At 58.8% G+C, this 18,189-nt stretch carries 16 protein-coding genes; 6 read left to right on the top strand and 10 right to left on the bottom strand.

Going from position 1 to position 18,189, the window contains the following annotated elements; genetic code table 11:
- Positions 1–21 precede the first annotated feature (21 nt).
- The gene (purH, locus tag ACQR35_RS06865; protein WP_430266859.1) at positions 22–1,692 is read right to left on the bottom strand and encodes a bifunctional phosphoribosylaminoimidazolecarboxamide formyltransferase/IMP cyclohydrolase; all 1,671 of its coding nucleotides are present in this window, start codon (positions 1,690–1,692) and stop codon (positions 22–24) included.
- A 180-nt stretch (positions 1,693–1,872) separates the two neighbouring features.
- On the opposite strand from purH, the gene ACQR35_RS06860 reads away from it, so the two are divergent.
- Genes ACQR35_RS06860 through ACQR35_RS06850 form a run of 3 tightly spaced genes read left to right on the top strand, consistent with a single transcriptional unit; the run spans position 1,873 to position 5,254 of the window.
- Positions 1,873–2,904, top strand: a complete 1,032-nt coding sequence (locus ACQR35_RS06860) for an N-acetylglucosamine kinase (RefSeq protein WP_430269614.1) — start codon at positions 1,873–1,875, stop codon at positions 2,902–2,904.
- Positions 2,888–3,841 (top strand): N-acetylmuramic acid 6-phosphate etherase, encoded by a 954-nt coding sequence (gene murQ, locus ACQR35_RS06855; RefSeq protein ID WP_430266857.1) that lies wholly within the window; start codon positions 2,888–2,890, stop codon positions 3,839–3,841. The genes ACQR35_RS06860 and murQ overlap by 17 nt, the downstream gene beginning before the upstream one ends.
- A 60-nt stretch (positions 3,842–3,901) precedes the next feature.
- The gene (locus tag ACQR35_RS06850; protein ID WP_430269613.1) at positions 3,902–5,254 is read left to right on the top strand and encodes an MFS transporter; all 1,353 of its coding nucleotides are present in this window, start codon (positions 3,902–3,904) and stop codon (positions 5,252–5,254) included.
- Positions 5,255–5,311: 57 nt separating this feature from the next.
- Here the strand turns inward: ACQR35_RS06850 and ACQR35_RS06845 are convergent, their stop codons facing one another.
- From ACQR35_RS06845 to purN, 3 genes are all read right to left on the bottom strand, one after another.
- The gene (locus ACQR35_RS06845) at positions 5,312–7,855 is read right to left on the bottom strand and encodes a bifunctional lysylphosphatidylglycerol flippase/synthetase MprF (protein ID WP_430269612.1); all 2,544 of its coding nucleotides are present in this window, start codon (positions 7,853–7,855) and stop codon (positions 5,312–5,314) included.
- The gene (locus ACQR35_RS06840) at positions 7,852–9,156 is read right to left on the bottom strand and encodes an alpha/beta hydrolase (RefSeq protein WP_430266854.1); all 1,305 of its coding nucleotides are present in this window, start codon (positions 9,154–9,156) and stop codon (positions 7,852–7,854) included. Before ACQR35_RS06840 ends, ACQR35_RS06845 begins: the two co-directional genes overlap by 4 nt.
- Before the next feature lie 176 nt (positions 9,157–9,332).
- The gene (gene purN / locus ACQR35_RS06835) at positions 9,333–9,908 is read right to left on the bottom strand and encodes a phosphoribosylglycinamide formyltransferase (protein ID WP_430266853.1); all 576 of its coding nucleotides are present in this window, start codon (positions 9,906–9,908) and stop codon (positions 9,333–9,335) included.
- Positions 9,909–9,946: 38 nt separating this feature from the next.
- Here purN and ACQR35_RS06830 point away from each other — a divergent pair, with 38 nt between their 5' ends.
- Positions 9,947–10,348: a hypothetical protein gene (locus ACQR35_RS06830; protein WP_430266852.1), complete on the top strand. Its 402-nt coding sequence runs from the start codon at positions 9,947–9,949 to the stop codon at positions 10,346–10,348.
- Here the strand turns inward: ACQR35_RS06830 and ACQR35_RS06825 are convergent.
- Both ACQR35_RS06825 and ACQR35_RS06820 read right to left on the bottom strand, forming a co-directional pair.
- A complete protein-coding gene (locus ACQR35_RS06825) occupies positions 10,329–11,648 on the bottom strand; it encodes a cell division protein PerM (protein WP_430269611.1) in 1,320 nt (439 codons plus the stop codon). The two genes, ACQR35_RS06830 and ACQR35_RS06825, sit on opposite strands and share 20 nt — an antisense overlap.
- Before the next feature lie 58 nt (positions 11,649–11,706).
- The gene (locus ACQR35_RS06820) at positions 11,707–12,417 is read right to left on the bottom strand and encodes a hypothetical protein (protein ID WP_430269610.1); all 711 of its coding nucleotides are present in this window, start codon (positions 12,415–12,417) and stop codon (positions 11,707–11,709) included.
- Between the two features lie 152 nt (positions 12,418–12,569).
- Here ACQR35_RS06820 and ACQR35_RS06815 point away from each other — a divergent pair, with 152 nt between their 5' ends.
- Together ACQR35_RS06815 and ACQR35_RS06810 are read left to right on the top strand one after the other, a co-directional pair.
- The gene (locus ACQR35_RS06815) at positions 12,570–13,748 is read left to right on the top strand and encodes a glycosyltransferase family 4 protein (RefSeq protein WP_430269609.1); all 1,179 of its coding nucleotides are present in this window, start codon (positions 12,570–12,572) and stop codon (positions 13,746–13,748) included.
- Complete coding sequence (locus tag ACQR35_RS06810) at positions 13,745–15,142, top strand: UDP-glucose dehydrogenase family protein (RefSeq protein ID WP_430269608.1); 1,398 nt, start codon at positions 13,745–13,747, stop codon at positions 15,140–15,142. The genes ACQR35_RS06815 and ACQR35_RS06810 overlap by 4 nt, the downstream gene beginning before the upstream one ends.
- A 67-nt stretch (positions 15,143–15,209) precedes the next feature.
- Here ACQR35_RS06810 and ACQR35_RS06805 read toward each other — a convergent pair whose 3' ends face one another.
- The 4 genes from ACQR35_RS06805 to ACQR35_RS06790 all read right to left on the bottom strand — a co-directional run bounded on the left by ACQR35_RS06805 (position 15,210) and on the right by ACQR35_RS06790 (position 17,902).
- Positions 15,210–15,629 carry a YkvA family protein gene (locus ACQR35_RS06805; RefSeq protein ID WP_430269607.1) on the bottom strand — a complete coding sequence of 140 codons (420 nt, stop codon included), beginning with the start codon at positions 15,627–15,629 and terminating at the stop codon, positions 15,210–15,212.
- An 87-nt stretch (positions 15,630–15,716) separates the two neighbouring features.
- Entirely contained in the window at positions 15,717–15,920 is a 204-nt protein-coding gene (cspE, locus tag ACQR35_RS06800) for a transcription antiterminator/RNA stability regulator CspE (RefSeq protein WP_430266846.1), read from the bottom strand.
- A gap of 377 nt (positions 15,921–16,297) precedes the next feature.
- Positions 16,298–17,227: a hypothetical protein gene (locus ACQR35_RS06795; protein ID WP_430269606.1), complete on the bottom strand. Its 930-nt coding sequence runs from the start codon at positions 17,225–17,227 to the stop codon at positions 16,298–16,300.
- Between the two features lie 9 nt (positions 17,228–17,236).
- Entirely contained in the window at positions 17,237–17,902 is a 666-nt protein-coding gene (locus ACQR35_RS06790) for a DUF6318 family protein (protein WP_430269605.1), read from the bottom strand.
- Positions 17,903–18,189 lie beyond the last annotated feature (287 nt).

Below are 18,189 nucleotides of genomic sequence, written 5' to 3'. Positions count from 1 at the left end.
TTGAGGGCGAGGCGGGGGTTATTAGTGGAAGAAGTGACGCGAACCGGTGAAGTACATGGTGATGCCGGCTTCCTTGGCCGCTGTCACCACTTCCTCGTCCCGCACGGAACCGCCAGGCTGAACAACCGCGCGGACACCGGCGTCGATCAGGATTTGCAGACCGTCGGCGAACGGGAAGAACGCGTCGGACGCAGCAACAGCACCACGAGCACGCTCGGGAGCACCCGCACCGCTCGCGTTGGATGCTCCACCGGCACCGTCAACGTCGGACTCAACAGCAACACCAAGCGTGTTGGCCCGTTCCACGGCCAAGCGGCAGGAATCCAGTCGGTTCACTTGGCCCATTCCAATACCCACTGCCGCACCGTTGTTGGCGAGGAGGATGGCGTTGGACTTCGCTGCACGGCATGCGGTCCACGCGAAGGCGAGATCGGCGAGGGTTGCGTCGTCGGCGGCTTCACCTGCGGCGAGGGTCCAGTTGGCGGGGTTGTCGCCGTCGGCGTCTACCTTGTCGCTCGCCTGAACCAGCATTCCGCCGGAGACCTGACGGAATTCAGTGGGGTAACGTCCGTAACCCTCAGGCAAGGCCAGGAGGCGGATGTTCTTCTTAGCGGAAAGAATTTCCACGGCTTCCGGCTCAAAGTCCGGGGCAATCACCACTTCGGTGAAAATGCCGGCAACGGTGCGGGCCATTCCGGCGGTCACAGTGCGGTTCGCGGCAATGACACCACCAAAGGCGGAGACGGGATCGCAGGCGTGCGCCTTGGCGTGGGCATCAGCAATCGGGTCCTCGGAGTCAGGGGAAGCAACCGCAACACCACAAGGGTTGGCATGCTTCACCACAGCCACTGCGGGCTCGGAGAAATCGAAGGCTGCGCGCAGGGCGGCGTCGGCGTCAACAAAGTTGTTGTAGCTCATGGCCTTGCCGTGCAGCTGATCAGCCTGTGCAATACCGGCCGGCGCCGCCTTGTCCACATACAGGGCAGCCTGCTGGTGCGGGTTTTCGCCGTAGCGCAAAACCTCGGATCGCTCCAGGGCGAGGCCGGCGTAGGCGGGCCAGTCAATCTGCCCGTCGCCGTCTTCGTCCAGGAACTGGGAAGCGGTCCACGTTGCGACGGCGGTGTCATAGCTTGCGGTGTGGGCGAAAGCACGTGCCGCGAGACGGCGTCGGGTTTTCAGATCAAAACCGCCGGCGGCAGCGGCCTCAACGACGGAATCGTAGATGGCCGGGTCGGTGACGATGGCAACCGATGCGTGGTTCTTGGCGGCGGAGCGCACCATGGCGGGGCCTCCGATGTCGATTTGCTCCACCACATCATCTTGGGCGGCGCCGGACTTGACGGTTTCAACGAAGGGATAGAGGTTGACCACCACTAGGTCAAAGGCTTCAATATCCATCTCGGCGAGGGTATCCACGTGGGACTGCAGACGACGGTCGGCCAAGATGCCACCGTGAACGCGCGGGTGCAGGGTCTTTACCCGGCCATCAAGCATTTCCGGGGAACCGGTGACTTCTTCCACTTCCTGAACCGGGATTCCGGCGGCGGCAATTTTCTTGGCTGTGGAACCGGTGGAAACAATCTTGACGCCAGCGGCGTGAAGGCCCCGTGCCAGCTCCTCCAATCCGGTCTTGTCGTACACAGAAATCAATGCGCGACGGATGGGAACACGGTCAAATTGCGTCAAGGTCACAAAAGTCTCCGGTGGGAATCGCTAGTGGGAGGGCTGGGTGCCCGGCCAGTTTATCGCGTCCACGCGTCGGCCTCCCCTCCGCGCCTTTGTATGACTCTGCGCCTTTGTATGACTCCCACCTTTGTATGACTCGTAGCTTGGTGTGACCGGACACGCGAGGCGCCGGGATAGAGTTGAGACATGGATCACTTTGCGCCCAAGGGCCCCGCGCGGATGGTTCTTGCGGCGGACATTGGCAAGAGCAAGTGCCGCCTCGAATTGCGCGAAAATCACGTGCCTGGTGCAAAAGTTTTGGGCACCGCCGAAGCCCCTGGTTTCGCCGGCCTAGCCACTGAGGGTGGCTCACGGAAGGCGTTCGAATTAATCGCCGACGCCGCCACTCACCTCCCCATCCACGGAGCAGTCAGCGTTGGTGCAGCAGTCGCCGGCGTAGCCGCAGACACCGCTGGCGGTCAGCGTTTGGCCACCGAACTTGCCGCTCACTTCCGCGGGGATGCCACTGTCCTTTCGGATGCCACCGCCGCCCAGCTCGGCGCTTTTGGTTCCAACCCCGGCACTGTGTTGATAGTAGGCACGGGCGCCGTTGCGTTCCGCTTTGATGGCGCCGGTGAGCTGCACCGGGCTGACGGTTGGGGGCCGTTTTTGGGTGATCGAGGCAGCGGCCGGTGGATTGGTCAGGCGGGCCTGAGCGCCGTCTTGGAAGCGTACGACGCCGGCCCGGCCACTACTCTCACAGCCGCCAGTACCGCTATGGTCCGGTCCCCCGAGCTACTTCCTAGCTGGTTGGGCAGCTTCGAGAACCCTTCGCGGCCGTTAGCTAGCTTCGCTCCGGCTGTTCTGGCCGCCGCTGAGAACAAGGACGTTGTGGCCGCCAAAATCATTGATCAGGCCTGCAAGTACTTGGCCGAGTCAGTCCGGCGGGCTAGCGTCACAGTCACAACTAGCGTCTCAGGCTCATCTAGCGTCTCAGGCACGATTAGCGATTCAAGGACAACTAGCAGCTCGGATGCAAGCAGTGGAACAGCAACGGTTTCGGTTTTGGGCGGCCTTGCCAGCTCGCCGTACTTTGCCCGCACCTTGGCCGCAGCATTAACCCAAAACGGCTTCGCCGTCGTCGAACCTCTTGGCACCGGGCTGGACGGCGCAGCACTGGCCGCCGGCCCTGGTCCGCTTTTGCAGGAAAGGCACCTTTACCGTGAATCAGCCCGCTGAATCCGCTGCCTACTCTGAGGATCTAGGCCCGCTCCGCGCCGAGCTAGCCAGCCTCGCCACCGAGCGCAGCAACCCGGATTTTCAGCTCCTAGACACCATGAGTACTTCCGAGTTGGTGGCGGCGATGAATGGTCAGGATGCGCTGGTTGCCGCGGCAGTGAGCAAATCCCTCGGGCAGATCGCGCAGGCTGTTGACGCAGTCACCCAAAAGCTAGCGGCTGGCGGCAGGTTGATTTACACCGGTGCTGGGACGGCCGGCCGGATTGGTGTGCTTGATGCGTCCGAATGCCCACCAACCTTTGGCACTCCTGCGGAAATGGTGGTTGGTGTGATCGCGGGAGGTAGCCGTGCCGTGCAGCATGCTGTGGAGAACGCCGAGGACAACGTTGAAGCTGGCGCAGCCGATTTGCATGCGTTGAAACTGAATAAAAACGACGCCGTGATCGGCATTTCGGCATCCGGCCGAACCCCCTATGTTTTGGGTGCCTTGGCTGCGGCCCGGGAGGTTGGTGCGTTTTCGGCAGCGATTGCGTGCAACACCGGTTCGGCAATTGGCCAGGCCGCGGACGTTGCCATTGAAGTTGAAGTGGGACCGGAGTTTGTGACGGGTTCTACGCGTTTGAAGTCCGGTACTGCCCAAAAGCTGGTGGTCAACATGATCAGCACTCTGAGTATGGTCAAGCTGGGCAAAACCTACGGGAATTTGATGGTGGATTTGCAAGCCACTAATGCCAAGTTGCGTGCCCGTTCCCAGCGCACCGTCCAACAGGCAACAGGTGTGGACGCAGATCAGGCAGCAAACGCTTTGGAGGCGGCGGACGGTTCGGTCAAGCTCGCCATATTGTTGTTGCTTACCGGTGTCACACCCGACGCCGGACGTGCAGCTTTGGGGCAAGCCAATGGTTTTCTGCGTGAGGCCATCACAAAAACCCGCTGAGCACCCCCGCAAGAACCGGGCCGCGTACTAGAGTTTTCCCAGAGTAGATCGGGAGATGTTATGAACACGTACACAACGGTTCCTAGCGGCGAGCAAATCGTTCAGGATTTGCCGTGGCGGTGGAAAGTGCAAGGCCGCATCTTTATCATCGGTGGCCTTGGTTTTATGTTCGACGCATGGGATGTCACCCTCAACGGCGTTCTGATCCCTTTGTTGTCCAAACACTGGGCGCTTGCAGCCTCGGATGTGGCGTGGGTGGGTACAGCAAATCTGATCGGAATGGCACTTGGCGCGTTTGTGTGGGGCACCATCGCTGACAGCATTGGGCGTAAAAAAGCGTTTACCGCCACTTTGCTGATCTTCTCCATTTTTACGGTGTTTGGTGCTTTTGCTCCCGACTTTGTGTGGTTTTGCATCTTCCGTTTTATCGCCGGTTTTGGTCTGGGCGGTTGCATCCCGGTGGATTACGCGCTGGTGGGTGAATTTACGCCCCGCAAACAACGCGGCCGGGTGCTGACGGCAATGGACGGTTGGTGGCCGGTGGGCGCTGCCTTGTGCGGTGTGGTTTCCGCAGCCTTGGTGGCCGCTTATGGCGACTGGCGAGTGATCATGCTGGTGATGGTAATCCCGGCCCTTTTGGTGTTCTGGATTCGGCGCGGTGTTCCCGAGTCCCCGTTGTTCCTCATTAGCAAGGGCCGGCGTGAGGAAGCTGCAGCCGTGATTGACCAGTTGGTCAAGGACACTGGCGGCACCGCTGTGGCGTACAGCTTGCCTGAACCACATGAGGCCCCCAAGCTTTCGGCCGGTAGTGTTTTGGCGCAGTTGCGCGGAATTTGGGCGTTCAACTGGAAAATCACGGCCACTTCCTGGCTACTGTTTTTTAGCATCCTGTTGGTCTACTACTTGTCCCTGACGTGGATGCCGAAGATCCTCATTGGCGCGGGTTTTGCCGAGTACAAAGCCTTTGTGACAACTGCTGGTATGGCCGGCGTGGGCCTTTTGGGTGTGGTGGTTGCAGCCCTGCTGGTGGAGCGTGTGGGCCGCAAATGGATCCTGGCGATCACTGGTCCGCTCGCAGCCGCAACCCTTGTGGTGGTGGCCTTTGTGGTGGATATTCCGGCTGCCGCTGTGGGTTGGCTGCTCGCCTACGGTTTTGTGGTTCAGGTGGCTATCCCGGTGTTGTACGCCTACGTTTCTGAGCTTTACCCCACGGAGTTGCGCGGCTCCGGCTTTGGCTGGGCTTCAACGTTTTCACGCATTGGCGCCGGGTTTGGGCCACTGATTTTTGGTGCGTACTTCTGGCCCACTTTTGGCCTGGCAACCAGCTTCGCCCTAGCCGGCGCACTAGTGGTTATTGCCGTGGTGTGGATGGCATTCTTCGCCCCCGAGACAAAACAGCAGCACCTTCGGTAACGTCACAAAACAACCTCAATACAAGCAAGAACTGTACGACGCCGAAACTCGCCGGAGTTAGTCTTTGCGGCCTAAGGTACGGGCCAGGACAACGCCTTCACGGGTGGAGACGTCCGGCAAGTACGCGCGGGCAAGCGCCATACCGATGGTTGGGAGTGCTGCAAGGTCCGGGAACGCCATGTAGAGCGTGGAGTATTCGGGGTGGAATTTTGCCTTGAAGCGGAACAAGGAACCGAAGCCGTATGCAGGTTCTAGGGTGCGTGAGAGCCAGGCTTGGAAGGCAGCAATGTCGGTGCTGGGTGCCTGGTCTGCTTCGGGTGCAACGTCTGCCGGTTTGGTGGCAAGCGGCGCCCCGGACAGACTCAAGAACCGGACTCCGTCGCGTTGGAATTGCAAGGCCGCGGAGGCGATCAGGAATTCCATCACACCGTTCTCCGATTCGGGGGCACGGCGCATAAAGTCCAGAGTCCAACCCACTACTTGGCCGTGTTCATAAACAGGCATCCACGAAGTAACAGCCTCAATGTGGCCATCCTCAGCCACAGCGAGCATCAAACGAACCTCAGGATCATTAAGCTCCTCAATCCCGCCCAGCGTGAAACCCATTTCTGGGAGTTTATTTTCAGCAAGCCAAGCTTCTGAGATGGCTTCGATTTCAGAGGTGGCAGCAAGAGGTAGCTCGTGCCAAGACGTCCAAACAGTAGTCCTGCCGTCTCTGATGGCTTTGTTCAAGGAGGTCCGGACGCTTTGCCATGCTTTGCCTTTGAGGGAGAAACCGGTCAGGTTGATGATGGTTTCTTCACCAACGGGCAAGTGCCGCCAACCGAGCTTGCCAAAGACTGGCAGTAAGGAATTGTGGAACGAATAAAACACGGGTGAGAAATTTTGAGCGTCGCAATACAGCAAAAATTCCTGCACTGTTGATTCCACGCGGACCGGGGAACAAACCGGTTCCCCTAGGACCAGGGCATGCCCATTAACCACCCGGTACGCGAGCGCTCCCTCGCCGTCGTGAGTGAACCACGGGGTGTTTCCCTCCCACGTGGCCATATGTCCTAGCGAGCCACCGCCATGGCGGCGTAAGAGCTCACGGAACCGGGCGCCGTCGTGCGTAGAAACGGTGCGCGACGATCGCGAAAGCAACCACAAGCTCGCCACCACAAAAATCGTCCAAAAGACTGGCCCGGCCCACTGGTAGGCCCAACTGACCGGGCTGTGCCGTGGCAGGACGAGGGGGACCAAACCGCTGAGGAAGTGCGGTGGGATAAAACGGTGCGGGACGTCTAGGAGAACCCTTGCGGCAGTAACGTGGGGTGCCAAGGATTTAAGTACCAGCAAAGCACTGAGTGTGTACGCGATGGAAAGCGTCAAAAACGCTCCGCCAATAATCACCCAGAAGTGTTGGAGTGCTTGACGCGGGGCCCGGATGCCAAAGTCTTTGCGCTTGATCCACAGCATCACCAACGATCCCACCGGCACTAGGGCGGCGCTGATGATCCAGATGTTCAGTTCTTGGCCGTTGAACGGGCGGTGAATGCCCGTGCCGGATTGAGTCATCAGCCGGGTGACGCCGAAGGAACCTGGCCATGCAAAGAGGATTGCGGCGTTAGCGCAGACAGCCAGCCACCAGCCGAATCGCCTGCCGCGGTACAGCCCCCACGCGGCGAGCGCTAGCAGGACTACTGGGACAAAGGCCAGTGCCATCATTCCGGGACCGTGGGAGCCCAAGCGAGCCAATTGGTGGATGCAGGCACGGCTTATGGGGCTGGCACCGTGGCACGCTGCTGCAACAGAGGTGGAGGTTCCGGCGTCGTTCATCACCAGGTAGGAGCCGAAGGCGAAGGGCGTCAGGTCAGTGCTGCCAAGGAAAGCAACCAAGGGTCCAATTGCGGTGACCAATACGACGGCGGCTACCAGAGTTCGCGTCTCGCGGTGGGAACTCGAAGCGAACGTCAGCGCGTACTTGGCGTGTTTGCTGGCGCCGTTGCGCCGGTGCCAAATGATTCCGAGGCCAATACCTACTAGTACAGCTAGGAGCCGGTAAAAGTCCTCCGGGTCTCCCGAGTAAAGGACAAAAATCAGCACAAAGGACACCAGAACTACTCTGGTTCGCCGGCGCCACAACAGGCCCATGCTCCCTGACGCTGTGGCAAGGGCGCCGAAGATCCCGGTCACGGGGTCCAGTGTGACGTTCCCCGAGGCAGAAGTGGACCACCATTCCCAGGTGAGGGTGCCAACCCACTGCATCAGCACACCCAGAACACCGCCAGCTAAACCTGTGGCCAAGAACGCGATGGTGGCTTTTTTGGTGCCCAACACGCGTTCCGCCACGCCGAGCAGGAGGACCGCTCCACCCGCTGAGACGAGTGTTGCGGTGGCGTCTTGTGGGATGAGTAGAGCCGTAAAGGGGGTCCACCAACGTCCTGCGAGGAAGGTGTTGTCAACGCCTTGGCCCCATAGCTGAGCGGGATTAGCTGAGCCAAAGAGTGTGCCGCTAAACGCTGCAGCTGCGAGGAGAATTGCGGCTAGGGCGAAGGAGAAGGGGATGCGTTGGAGGAAGCTTCTGATCCGGTCTTGGCTAGTGCGAACCTGCCCACTCATGGGGCCGCTAACCCCCAGCGTGGGTACAAAGTCTTAAAGGCGTCTGGCATTCCACCGGCTACGGCTCCCTTGACGTGGCCCACTCCAGCAAGGGGAAAGAAGGCAGCTTTGATGCCCACGTGCAGGGCCGTGGCCAACAGATGTTTTGCTGCAGCCACGTAGGCCGGATCGTTGCTGCCGGCCGTGTAAACACCTGACAGATCTTTGTAGGTTCCGTGGGCCAGCATAATGTTTTTTGGCTTCACTGCATCGTACGCTTTTTGATTGCCGCCAAAAAGAGCGGCCAGGTTGTCTGCTGGCTTTTCTGAGCCCGGGAACTCTTCTCCGGAGATGGAGATGTAATTTCCAAAGTCTTGCGGGTACTTGGCAGCGTAGTAACTGGCACACACCCCGCCGTTTGAAAAGCCGGCAACTGTCCAGTCCTTTCGGTCCTTAAGGATGGGCAGGTTGGCCCGCGCCCACGGGAGCACGTCATCAATCACATACGTTTCTACGTTGCCCCGGGCAGAATTGATGCAGAGGGTGTCGGTGTAGGGGTCACCGATCTGATCTACTACCAAAATGACTGGCGCTAACCCATGATTTTTTGCTGCCATGGCGTCCGCCACTCGAGCAACAGGGTCCGGGCTGGGACCACCAGGCTGGCCCATCATCATGATCATAAATGGCAGCAAGGGCGGGTGCTTCACCAATGCTGCTGGCGGAAGGTAAAGACCTGTCCAGCGGGCTTTGAACTTTGAATGCGTTGCTGGGATAGGCAGAGGAGTTTTGCCTCTCAAGCCCACTTTCGGCATGTCAGCCGGGGCCTTCCACTCTTTGTATAGGGTCTCGTTATTGCCTTTTTGCCAACGAGACCGCAGCGGAATCTTGACTATTCCGGCTGTGTTGATGTTCAGTAGCGAGCCGAGGGTGGGGTTCAGCCCGTAGGCTGCGTTGACTTGAAAAACGGCGGTGGTCAGAAAGATCAGCACGGAGAACCCGGCAACGATGCTCCGCCACCAACGGCCGCCACGCAGGTTCACCATAGCTAGGCCAATACCGGCGAAAGCTGCAGTAGCCCAGAACCAGACCTCAAAAATGAGCGGACCGCCAAAGGTGTTATCCACAAAAACGCAGTACCACAGCACTGCCAAACCAATTGCGGTGCCCACTGCCAAACTAGCGGCTGCCAGAACAAACCAGCGCGCCCGGCGTCGTTTAAGCAGTAAGTAGACCAGAAGAAGTGAGCTCAATAGGGTCCAGGCAAGAAGGAAACGGGGACCCGTGACTGCCATGTTCAAAACTTGTTGCCAAAAACCCATGCCCATTCCTCTACGTGCTGCACCGCAAGTAGCGCTGCGTTCTCAAGCAGGCCGGGATAGCAAAAGTTGTATCAAAGTGGCGTGCAGTTCTTTATAGCCAAGGAGTCTGGGAGTAAGCCGGGAAGAGACTGACAGTCAGCAGCTGGGAAGTCGGCGGATCCGCATCATCAGGACGGTTAGTTTTGATGGGCTCCGCGGGCCAGCTCGCCAAGGGTGCGGACTAGTAGCCGGCGCTCAACAAGTTTGATCCGTTCGTGGAGCTCTTCTTCGCTCTCACCCTCAGAAATAGCCAGGGCTTCCTGGGCGATGATGGGCCCGGTGTCCACCCCAGCATCCGCCCAGTGAACGGTGCAGCCGGTGACTTTTACGCCGTAAGCAAGGGCGTCCCGTACTCCGTGCGCACCTGGGAAGGCGGGCAAAAGTGCGGGGTGAGTATTGAGGTATTTCCCGTCAAAGGCGTTGATGAAGTCCGCCGAGACAATGCGCATAAACCCGGAAGAGACAACCACATCCGGGTTGTAAGCGGACACGGCTTCGGTGAGTGCGGCGTCCCAGCTTGCCCGGTCCGGGAAGGACTTGAAGTCCACCACAAAAGTAGGGATTCCGGCTGCGGCTGAGCGCTGGATGCCCAAGGTTCCAGGGCGGTCGGCACCCACTGCGGCAATCTCAACGTCCAGCTCACCGCTTGCCACAGCATCGATGACGGACTGAAGGTTGGAGCCGGTTCCGGAGACAAGGACCACAATGCGCATGCACCTACCTTATGCACAGCTACCGTAGGCTTGAAATTATGAATCCCCGCCCCGTGTCCCCCACTGCCAAGGATGTGCAGTTGGGACGCACTCAGCAGTATTTCCGCTTCTTCTTGATTTGTGTGCTCGGCACGTTTTTTGTGTTCCAGCTCAGCGTTGACTATGTGGCACTGTCTGCTCTGTTGGCACTGATCGGCGTTGTCCTGGGAGTTGTGGTGATTGTCCGTACCGTGCGGGCAAAGCAGTCTAAGTTTCTGATCTTTGGTGCAGTTTCAGGCATTGTGGTGTGCGGCATTTCTCTGCTGCTTGCCCTATTTTGTGTCTTCGCCTTTGATCAGGTCAAAACACTTCAAGAGTGCTCTAAGTCCGCCCTGACTTTGCACGCAGCGCAGCAGTGCACCACGGACTTTGAAACCAGCATTATTGGTGTGAAGCGCTAAACGTTTCTTTGAAGCTGCGTAGTTGCCCGCGTTCTAGCCAGGGGCCGGCCGCGTAACCAATAACCACACCGATGCCAACTTCAATTGCTAGGTAGATAGCCAGCTGAACCGGGTCAGGGCCAATCTCAGTAAGGCGCCCAAGACCTGCTGAACCGCCGGCCATCCAAGCCATCACAAGACCCAAAATTCCTGCCACGGCACCGATTGCCAGGCCTAGAACCAAGGTGGAGGCGGCGGCTGTGAACCAGCGCGTTTTGATTTTGATGGAGAGCCATTCGTCAAAGTGGTTCTCTCCGTCGCGCAAAAACCACCAACCGGCCAAAGCCCCAGCCAAGACGGGTACCACCAGTGCCACCGCTCCAAAGGCGAGGTTGCCGGATGGAATGGCTGCCAGAACTGGGATCGCGGGGACTGGGCCCATGGCGGTTCCAAGGGCGCTGGCTGTTGAGCCAACACCAATGCTAAATCCGGCGCCGGAAAGCCACGCGAGTGAGAAGACTGCCATGTTGGGCAAGTAGCCCATCTGGGCGAGGGTTAGTACTGCCGCTCCCCAGGGGTCCACTTTGAGGGCTTCGAATACCGTAACAACGTCCGCCCAGTGAATCAGCAGGTCCACGCTGAGGAGTACCGCGGCGAGCGCAAAAGCGGTCAGGATCGCCACAAACCCGGCGCGAACCACTGACCACAAGTAGGATCCGGCCCAGCGTGAGTGTTGGCTGGTACGGGAAATCCAGTCAACAGCTTCCACGCCGATCAGCCGGCTCCACGAGCCAGATTCAAGCCGTGCGCCAATCGCCAAGCCCAGGCCCACAGGTATGAGTGGAATCAGCGTGGCGTAGAGCAAATTGACCCTTACGTCCCCGGTTTGGCAGACAAAAGCTGTGGCCAGACCAAACGCAGCATAGATGCCCCCTGCGCCGAGGAGTGCTTGCCAGAGCTGATCGGTGTAGGAGGCTCTGGCTAGTCTGCGGCCAGCGCGCCATGACAAAAAGAAGGGGATGAGCGTCAGGCCAAGGGGAACCAAGGAGAGTGTGGAACCAACGTTTTGTGAGCTGGCTTCTGAGAGGAAAACCCGCAGGCTTAAGGGAACACCATGAATGATGAGCCAGGCTTGGCCGCCAAGACGGGCCAAAACGTCCACACCGGAACCACTAAAACCACCGGAGAACCAAACGGCCAACAGCGGCACTAGGACCAATGCTGCTGAGATGACCGCGGCTTGCCCCGATTCGAGCGCGCCCTGAAGCCATAACGGCATGGGTAGTCCACGGTTTCCGGTTTGGTCGGCTTTGAGTTTCATCGTGTTCCATGTTGCCACGAGCCAGCCTCAGATCCCGGCTAAACCTAGCCGGAAGCGTCTAGAAGAGCTGGTAATTTGCGCCACCTAGGACAAATCCGTGGCCGGTCCGTAAGTGTGCGCACGTGATCTGATTCTGCGCCCGTTCACACACAATGTCCCCGAACCTGCCCACTTGACCGGGGTTCAGTGTCCTTCCGTTAAAGGCTGGATTGCCCTTGGCTGCGTCCGTTTCCATGGGCGAGAGCCCGTATCCACACAAGCCATATTGCGCGCCGGATGTAGCACTGACCACCGCGTACCCACCGAAGTATTGTGTGCTACCCGTGCATTGCCCTTTGATGTCCTGAGGTGCCGGCGGGACGTTGTTGAGGAAATAACAAGCCGCAGCATCAACGTCCACGGAGCACTGCATATCATTGCTGGCTGAGCGGAATACCACCGGCATCCCGTTCATCACGGGCCGAGTATTCAGGTCCATCAGCATCGCTTCGGCTCGGTTTAGGGACGACACGCGGGCAGCGTTGTTGGTAGCGGTGGTACTAGGACTTTGTTGAGCTGCCGCCGGTGCCGGGGCCGTGGCCGTGGCACTTACTGTGGGAGTCGGCGTCGTACTGGCTTCTGAAGAAATCCCAGCCTGCGAAGTTGGCGCCGCCGCGGCGTCCGCCCGGAGTGTGACGCTGCAACCGCTAGCCCCCAGCACTGTCAGCACGCAGGCAGTGAATATTCCTGCCACTGCATGCATTCGGTGTGAGGGTTTGCGGGGGCTCATAAGCATAAAGTCCACCAGTAAATGTGCGAGTTGTCGTTGGGCAGAACTCCCCATCGGCGCGGATGGCTCTCCCGTCTGCTGTTAACCAAAGCTTTCCTTGGCTGTCACGCCCTTTCTGCCGGGGGGTCAGACGCGGCCCGCACCTTGGAATGGTGAGGATCGCAATTGTTGCCGAATCTTTTTTGCCGTTGATGAATGGTGTGACCCATTCGATCCTGCGGGTGTTGGAGCATCTGCGGGAGCGGGGGGACGAGGTGCTGGTGATTGCGCCCTCGTCCGCCGAGGCTGATGCGCCTGATGTGGTGGAGGGTGCGTTTGTGCATCGGCTCCCTGCAGTGCCGCTAGCCGGGTACACAAATGTGCGGGTTGCGATGGGCGGTGTAGCTCGGGTCAAGCGAATCCTTGCCGACTACTCCCCCGACGTTATTCACCTCGCTTCACCGTTTGTGTTGGGTTGGCGGGCGGCGCAGGCAGCGCAACAGTTGGGAATCCCCACGGTGGCGATTTACCAGACCGAGGTGCCCAGTTACGCGGCCCGGTATGGTTTCCCGTTTTTAGAAAATTGGGCGTGGCAGCGCGTGGAGAACATCCATTTGAGCGCCGCTCGAACGTTGGCACCGTCCACGTTTGCTGCGAATCAGTTACGGGGCCGCGGGATTTTGCGGGTGGAGATGTGGCGCCGCGGGGTGGACACTGTCCGTTTTAACCCGCAAAAGCGCTGCGAGGCGTGGCGGGCTTCGGTAGCGCCCAACGGTGAGCGGATCATCGGCTATGTTGGCCGGCTCGCGGTGGAAAAGCAGGTTCAGGATTTGAGTGTTTTGGCTGATGTGCCGGGCACTCGTTTGGTGATTGTGGGTGACGGCCCCCAACGCGCAGCCCTTGAACAAGCGTTGCCGAATGCCGTGTTTATGGGTTTCCAAGGTGGCGAATCCTTGGCGCGAACTGTGGCTTCCTTTGATCTTTTTGTTCATCCGGGCGAGCTGGAGACGTTCTGCCAGACCATCCAAGAAGCCATGGCCTCCGGGGTTCCTGTGGTGGCCACCGGCCGCGGCGGGCCGCTGGATTTGGTGGAGAACTCACGCACCGGTTGGTTGTATCAGCCTGGGGATTTGGCTCAGTTGCGTGCCCGGGTGGCGGATTTAACGGGCGACGACGCCAAGCGCCGTGCGTTCGCATCGGCGGCTCACGCATCGGTTCAGGGACGGACGTGGGCAGCGCTTTCAGCCGAACTCGTGCGGCATTACCACGAGGTGATTGCCGAACATCTTAACGCCCGGACCGCCTCTCCGTCCGCGCAGCGATCAACACAAACTTATAAGGAGTCAGCATGAAGATTTCCGTTATTGGCTGCGGCTATTTGGGAGCTGTTCACGCCGCAACATTAGCTTCGATGGGTCACACCGTGGTTGGTATTGATACGGATGCTGCCAAGGTGGATCACTTGTCGCGTGGTTTTGCACCGTTCTACGAGCCGGGTCTTGAAGAGCTACTCAAGGATGGCCGCCAGGCTGGAACGCTGACGTTCTCCACTGACATGGCGGCTGCTGCTCAGTGCCAAGTCCACTTTTTGTGTGTGGGGACCCCGCAATCAAAGACTTCAGATACTGCCGACCTGAGCTATCTGGTCTCAGCCACCGAGGCACTGTTGCCGAATCTGGGGCCTGGGGCTGTTGTTATTGGTAAGTCCACGGTGCCGGTGGGGACTGTGAATATGATCGCCGCGCTGCTGAATGGATGGGCCGATGTTTCGGTGGGTTGGAACCCGGAGTTTTTGCGGCAGGGTACTGCGGTGAAGGATTCGTTGGTGCCGGACAGGTTGGTTTACGGGGCTGAAGGAGATTCAGCCGCCCGAGTGACTGAGGTTTTGGACGCCGTATATAGCCCCTTGTTGGCAGCGGGTGTGCCACGGATTGTGTGCAACTTTGCTACGGCTGAGTTGATCAAGTCTGCTGCTAACGCGTTTTTGGCCACCAAGGTTTCTTTTATCAACGCGATGGCGCAGTTGTGTGATGCTTCCGGTGCTGACGTCACTCAAATGAGCGCCGCTATGGGGTTGGATCCGCGCATTGGTTCACGGTATTTGCAGGCCGGACTGGGCTTTGGTGGCGGGTGTTTGCCCAAGGACATCCGCAGCTTTCAGTCTCAGGCCCGGGCGCTGAGTGTGCCCAGTGTGGATGAGTGGATGGCGTTGGTGGACGGGATCAATAAGGATCAGCGGTCCCGTTCGGTGCTGTTGGCACAGTCGCTGGTGGGTGGGGTGTTAGCAGGGCGCCGGGTGACGGTTCTGGGCGCTGCGTTCAAGCCCGATACTGATGACATTCGTGATTCGCCGGCCTTGGATTTGGCATTACAGCTCGCCGAGTCTGGCGCTCAGGTGACGGTGACGGATCCCAAAGCGATCAACAACGCCTGGATGAGATACCCACAGTTGCAGTTTGAGAACTCGGTTGAAGCAGCGTTGGAAGGTGCCGAGTTGGTGGTGTTGGCCACCGAGTGGGCGCAGTACCGGGAGCTGTCCCCGCTGGTTGCGGCTTCGCTAGTGTCCAGGCAGCTTTTGTTGGACACCCGTAACGCGCTCGACGCCGATGCTTGGCGGCGTGCCGGTTGGACAGTTCGGTGCCTGGGAATTGGGGCTACTGTTCCTGCTGAGCCGGGTGTTTCTTCCGATTTGGGCCTTCCCGCCCAGTTGCTCTCGGATTCTTCGGTGGGGCTCCCCGGAAACTAGGGGTTTTCGCCCTGCTCAGTGGGCTGGAGTGCCAGCAACTGGGCTGGAAGGTCGCTCCGAAGTGGATTTAAGTGCCCCTCGGAAGTCCTGCGAGCTTTTCGACGACGGCGAGTCCAGCTGGTGTACCTGGCCACTGGCGGCGTAGCGCGTCCGGGCCGGCTGAGCGGATGACGGAGCGGAGCACCAAGGCCAGGATGATGACGTCGTCCGCGTAGCCGATTACGGGTAGGAAGTCTGGCACCAGGTCTATGGGGAAGAGTAGGTACCCCAGTAGTAGGACGAGTTTGATGCGGACGCCACGGGAGACTGTTTGGTCTGCCACGAGGCGGCGGAGGACTCTGAGCACGTCGGGCAGCAGCCGCAGTGCGTCTCGCATGCTCACAGTCTCGGGGTGGCGGCGCGCGTACATCCAGAGAGCTAGCAGTAGCACTGCATAGATGACCACGAGCCCTGCAATGATGCCTAGGGCAATTTTCCACCAATCCATGGTTTCCATGATGGTCTATGGGGACAACAAAAAGCAGGACCGGTCAATGACCGGTCCTGCTAATTTAGTGAAACTAAGCGGTGAGGCTTAGAGACCCTGGATGTTTACAGCCTGAGGACCCTTCGGGCCCTGCTCTACCTCGAAGGAAACCTTCTGGTTTTCTTCCAAGGAGCGGTAGCCGGAGGAAGCGATCGCGGAGTAGTGTGCGAAAACGTCCTGTGAGCCGTCCTCAGGAGCGATGAAGCCGAAGCCTTTTTCTGCGTTGAACCATTTTACGGTACCTGTAGCCATGATATTTCTGTCCTTACTGAAGGGGGTGGAGGTGATCCCGACTTTCGGGCCTCCGGTGTGGGGTGTTCTCAACCGCTACTTCAGAAAGACACGGTCTTGCAACCGCGGGTCATACTGAATTACCAAATGCGCAACACAACAACAGTCTTCAGTCTACAAGGGGTTTGCCGAGAAAGCCAACCCCTTTTGAGAAGTTTCTTTATTTAAGGTTCCGTTCACCTGAGGTTTAGCTTTTTGGAAGCGCATTTGGCCAGCTGGCAGTAGGGCGAAATTGGCATTGGTCCAGAGTAATACGTTGATAATTATCCGGAAATGCCGCTGGTAAACGCATCCAACCATTAGTCCGACGACGCCAACACGACCTAACTCCGCTAGTGCTAGCAACCCTCGCCGTGGGGATTCTGGATGCAGTTATCCGCATAGTTCTTGGTGATGGAACGCCAGACCTGGATGGTTTGAGGAGCACTTGTGGCAGAACCTCGGCCGGTGATGGGTAGCGGTGGGCCACCGTTCACCGAGTACGTACCGGTGAAGGACGTTGTGACGCTGACGGGATAATTGCCCGTTGCCGTATAGACGTGGCTGGTCCGGGTTTTGGTTCCCCACTCGTCTTCCGGCAACGGTCCGCCGGAGACTGGCGTGGGACCAAGCGTGGAGCCATCGCCGTAGTTATAGGTGTACTCAACGGGTGTCACTGTGACGTGAATCTTCTGGCCGAGAAGCACGATGTCGAATCCTTGCTCAGCAGCTTCCGCATAGATATTTGTTTCTGCCCCTCTCAAGGTGTGGGGCGCAGGTTGAAGCGTCGCCGTCCCAGCCTTAATCGGAAGCGATTTGATTTCTTTCTCCATACGCTCCGCAATCAATGGCAGGAGGTCCTGAGCACGGGCATCATATAGGCAAGTGGGTTTGCCGTTAGCAGACCAATCCGTCCATTCCGGATCGTCAATTGCCTTTGGCGCAGTCTTCCAAATCACAGGAACGCCGGGCTTGTCATCGGCTGACCGTGGAGGGCAGTCTTTCTGCGCCGCAAGGCATTTGGGGTCAAGCTTGTCTTCTTCGACACGACATGGCATATCGGCCATGTACTGATTTGGATCTGGAGGTCGCAATCCAGGTGTCAGAGAAACGTATTCTCCGGTGCCTGGCACTACGACTATTAGCCCGATGGTGGCCGTATCATGTGCCAAACCACCGCTGACGGGAGGTGGCACCGAGGGATCGCCTGTGCTGTGCGCAGGCGCCGCTAGGAAAGCACCGGCGAGAACCAAGGCAGTTACCCACAGCGATTTGCAGCGCTTACGCATTTCGGCTTCCTAAGCCAGTCCACGGAGATCGGTCATCTGCCATGCCCCATTTAAAAACGTGACGGTCGCGCCGAGGCCTGTATTAGTTCGCCCCTCGGCCGCCCTTTCCGCACTGCCATCAGCAAGGTAGTACTGACCGGGCTCTTGGATTGCTTGAAGAGTGACGTTCTGCTGAGGGGTCAACGCACCAATCGCCTCCACGCGTTTCGTGGAAATCTGCCCACCAGCTTTCCACCGCCCCTGCCCGAAAAAGTAGTCCAAACCATCAATCTGCAGTTTGCAAAGTTGGCATGTAGACGCAGACAGTTTTGTTAGGCGTGTAGTGTCGCCCGTTTCATTGGCGTAGCTGAGCAGCGCGAACCAGTACTTCACGAACGCCTCGGCACCTTCTTTGGTGTTCGTCTTTCCCACGGCTGGCAGAACGGGCAACGGCACGTTCTGCGCTTTGCCCTTCGCGGTGGCCGGCTTATACACGGCAGTAGCGGTAGGTGCCGCGGTCGGCGTCGTACTGGCAGTGGTAGCCGAACTAGACGAAGAAGCCGAGGAGCCCGAACTAGACGGCGACGGTGCCGGGCTATTGCAGCCAGCCAGGCCCATCATCAGTACAACAGCAGCGGCCCCGAGTGCCGTGCGCTTACTGGTCAGTCCCTTGGTGAACGGTGCGAATGTGGTCATAAGAGGAGTCCCCCGGTCGTCGGCTCTGGCCTAGCTTCACTCAGCCTAATCAATTTGGAAAATCGATGTAGAAGTTATCCACAGGCTTCTTCGGTTGTAGCACGCCCTCGCTTGGGGCGAAAGTCACATGGCCTCCAAATGCCCCTCACTCATCTATGGCGAGGTCCATCATTTTCCATTTCGCGTCCACCAAAGCCAGATCAAAAATGAAGCCATAGAACCAAGGGGTTGTCTTCCCGCGCAGTTCACCACCCATTCATGCGCGCCTCACAAGCAGTCCAACCGGC

It is taken from the genome of Pseudarthrobacter sp. J1738, assembly GCF_050490315.1.
GTDB lineage: Bacteria > Actinomycetota > Actinomycetes > Actinomycetales > Micrococcaceae > JBNPEO01.
Note: the sequence above shows the minus strand (reverse complement) of the source record. Positions and strands in the feature narration are given on the sequence as shown.

Bases quoted from the DNA above. Each gene is read 5' to 3' on its own strand.
- ACQR35_RS06795 (WP_430269606.1), bottom strand. From the start codon at position 17,227: ATGCGTAAGCGCTGCAAATCGCTGTGGGTAACTGCCTTGGTTCTCGCC.
- ACQR35_RS06820 (WP_430269610.1), bottom strand. From the start codon at position 12,417: ATGAGCCCCCGCAAACCCTCACACCGAATGCATGCAGTGGCAGGAATA.
- purN (WP_430266853.1), bottom strand. From the start codon at position 9,908: ATGCGCATTGTGGTCCTTGTCTCCGGAACCGGCTCCAACCTTCAGTCC.
- ACQR35_RS06845 (WP_430269612.1), bottom strand. From the start codon at position 7,855: ATGAGTGGGCAGGTTCGCACTAGCCAAGACCGGATCAGAAGCTTCCTC.
- ACQR35_RS06810 (WP_430269608.1), top strand. From the start codon at position 13,745: ATGAAGATTTCCGTTATTGGCTGCGGCTATTTGGGAGCTGTTCACGCC.
- ACQR35_RS06805 (WP_430269607.1), bottom strand. From the start codon at position 15,629: ATGGATTGGTGGAAAATTGCCCTAGGCATCATTGCAGGGCTCGTGGTC.
- ACQR35_RS06840 (WP_430266854.1), bottom strand. From the start codon at position 9,156: ATGGGTTTTTGGCAACAAGTTTTGAACATGGCAGTCACGGGTCCCCGT.
- ACQR35_RS06830 (WP_430266852.1), top strand. From the start codon at position 9,947: ATGAATCCCCGCCCCGTGTCCCCCACTGCCAAGGATGTGCAGTTGGGA.
- ACQR35_RS06860 (WP_430269614.1), top strand. From the start codon at position 1,873: ATGGATCACTTTGCGCCCAAGGGCCCCGCGCGGATGGTTCTTGCGGCG.
- cspE (WP_430266846.1), bottom strand. From the start codon at position 15,920: ATGGCTACAGGTACCGTAAAATGGTTCAACGCAGAAAAAGGCTTCGGC.
- ACQR35_RS06790 (WP_430269605.1), bottom strand. From the start codon at position 17,902: ATGACCACATTCGCACCGTTCACCAAGGGACTGACCAGTAAGCGCACG.
- ACQR35_RS06825 (WP_430269611.1), bottom strand. From the start codon at position 11,648: ATGAAACTCAAAGCCGACCAAACCGGAAACCGTGGACTACCCATGCCG.
- ACQR35_RS06850 (WP_430269613.1), top strand. From the start codon at position 3,902: ATGAACACGTACACAACGGTTCCTAGCGGCGAGCAAATCGTTCAGGAT.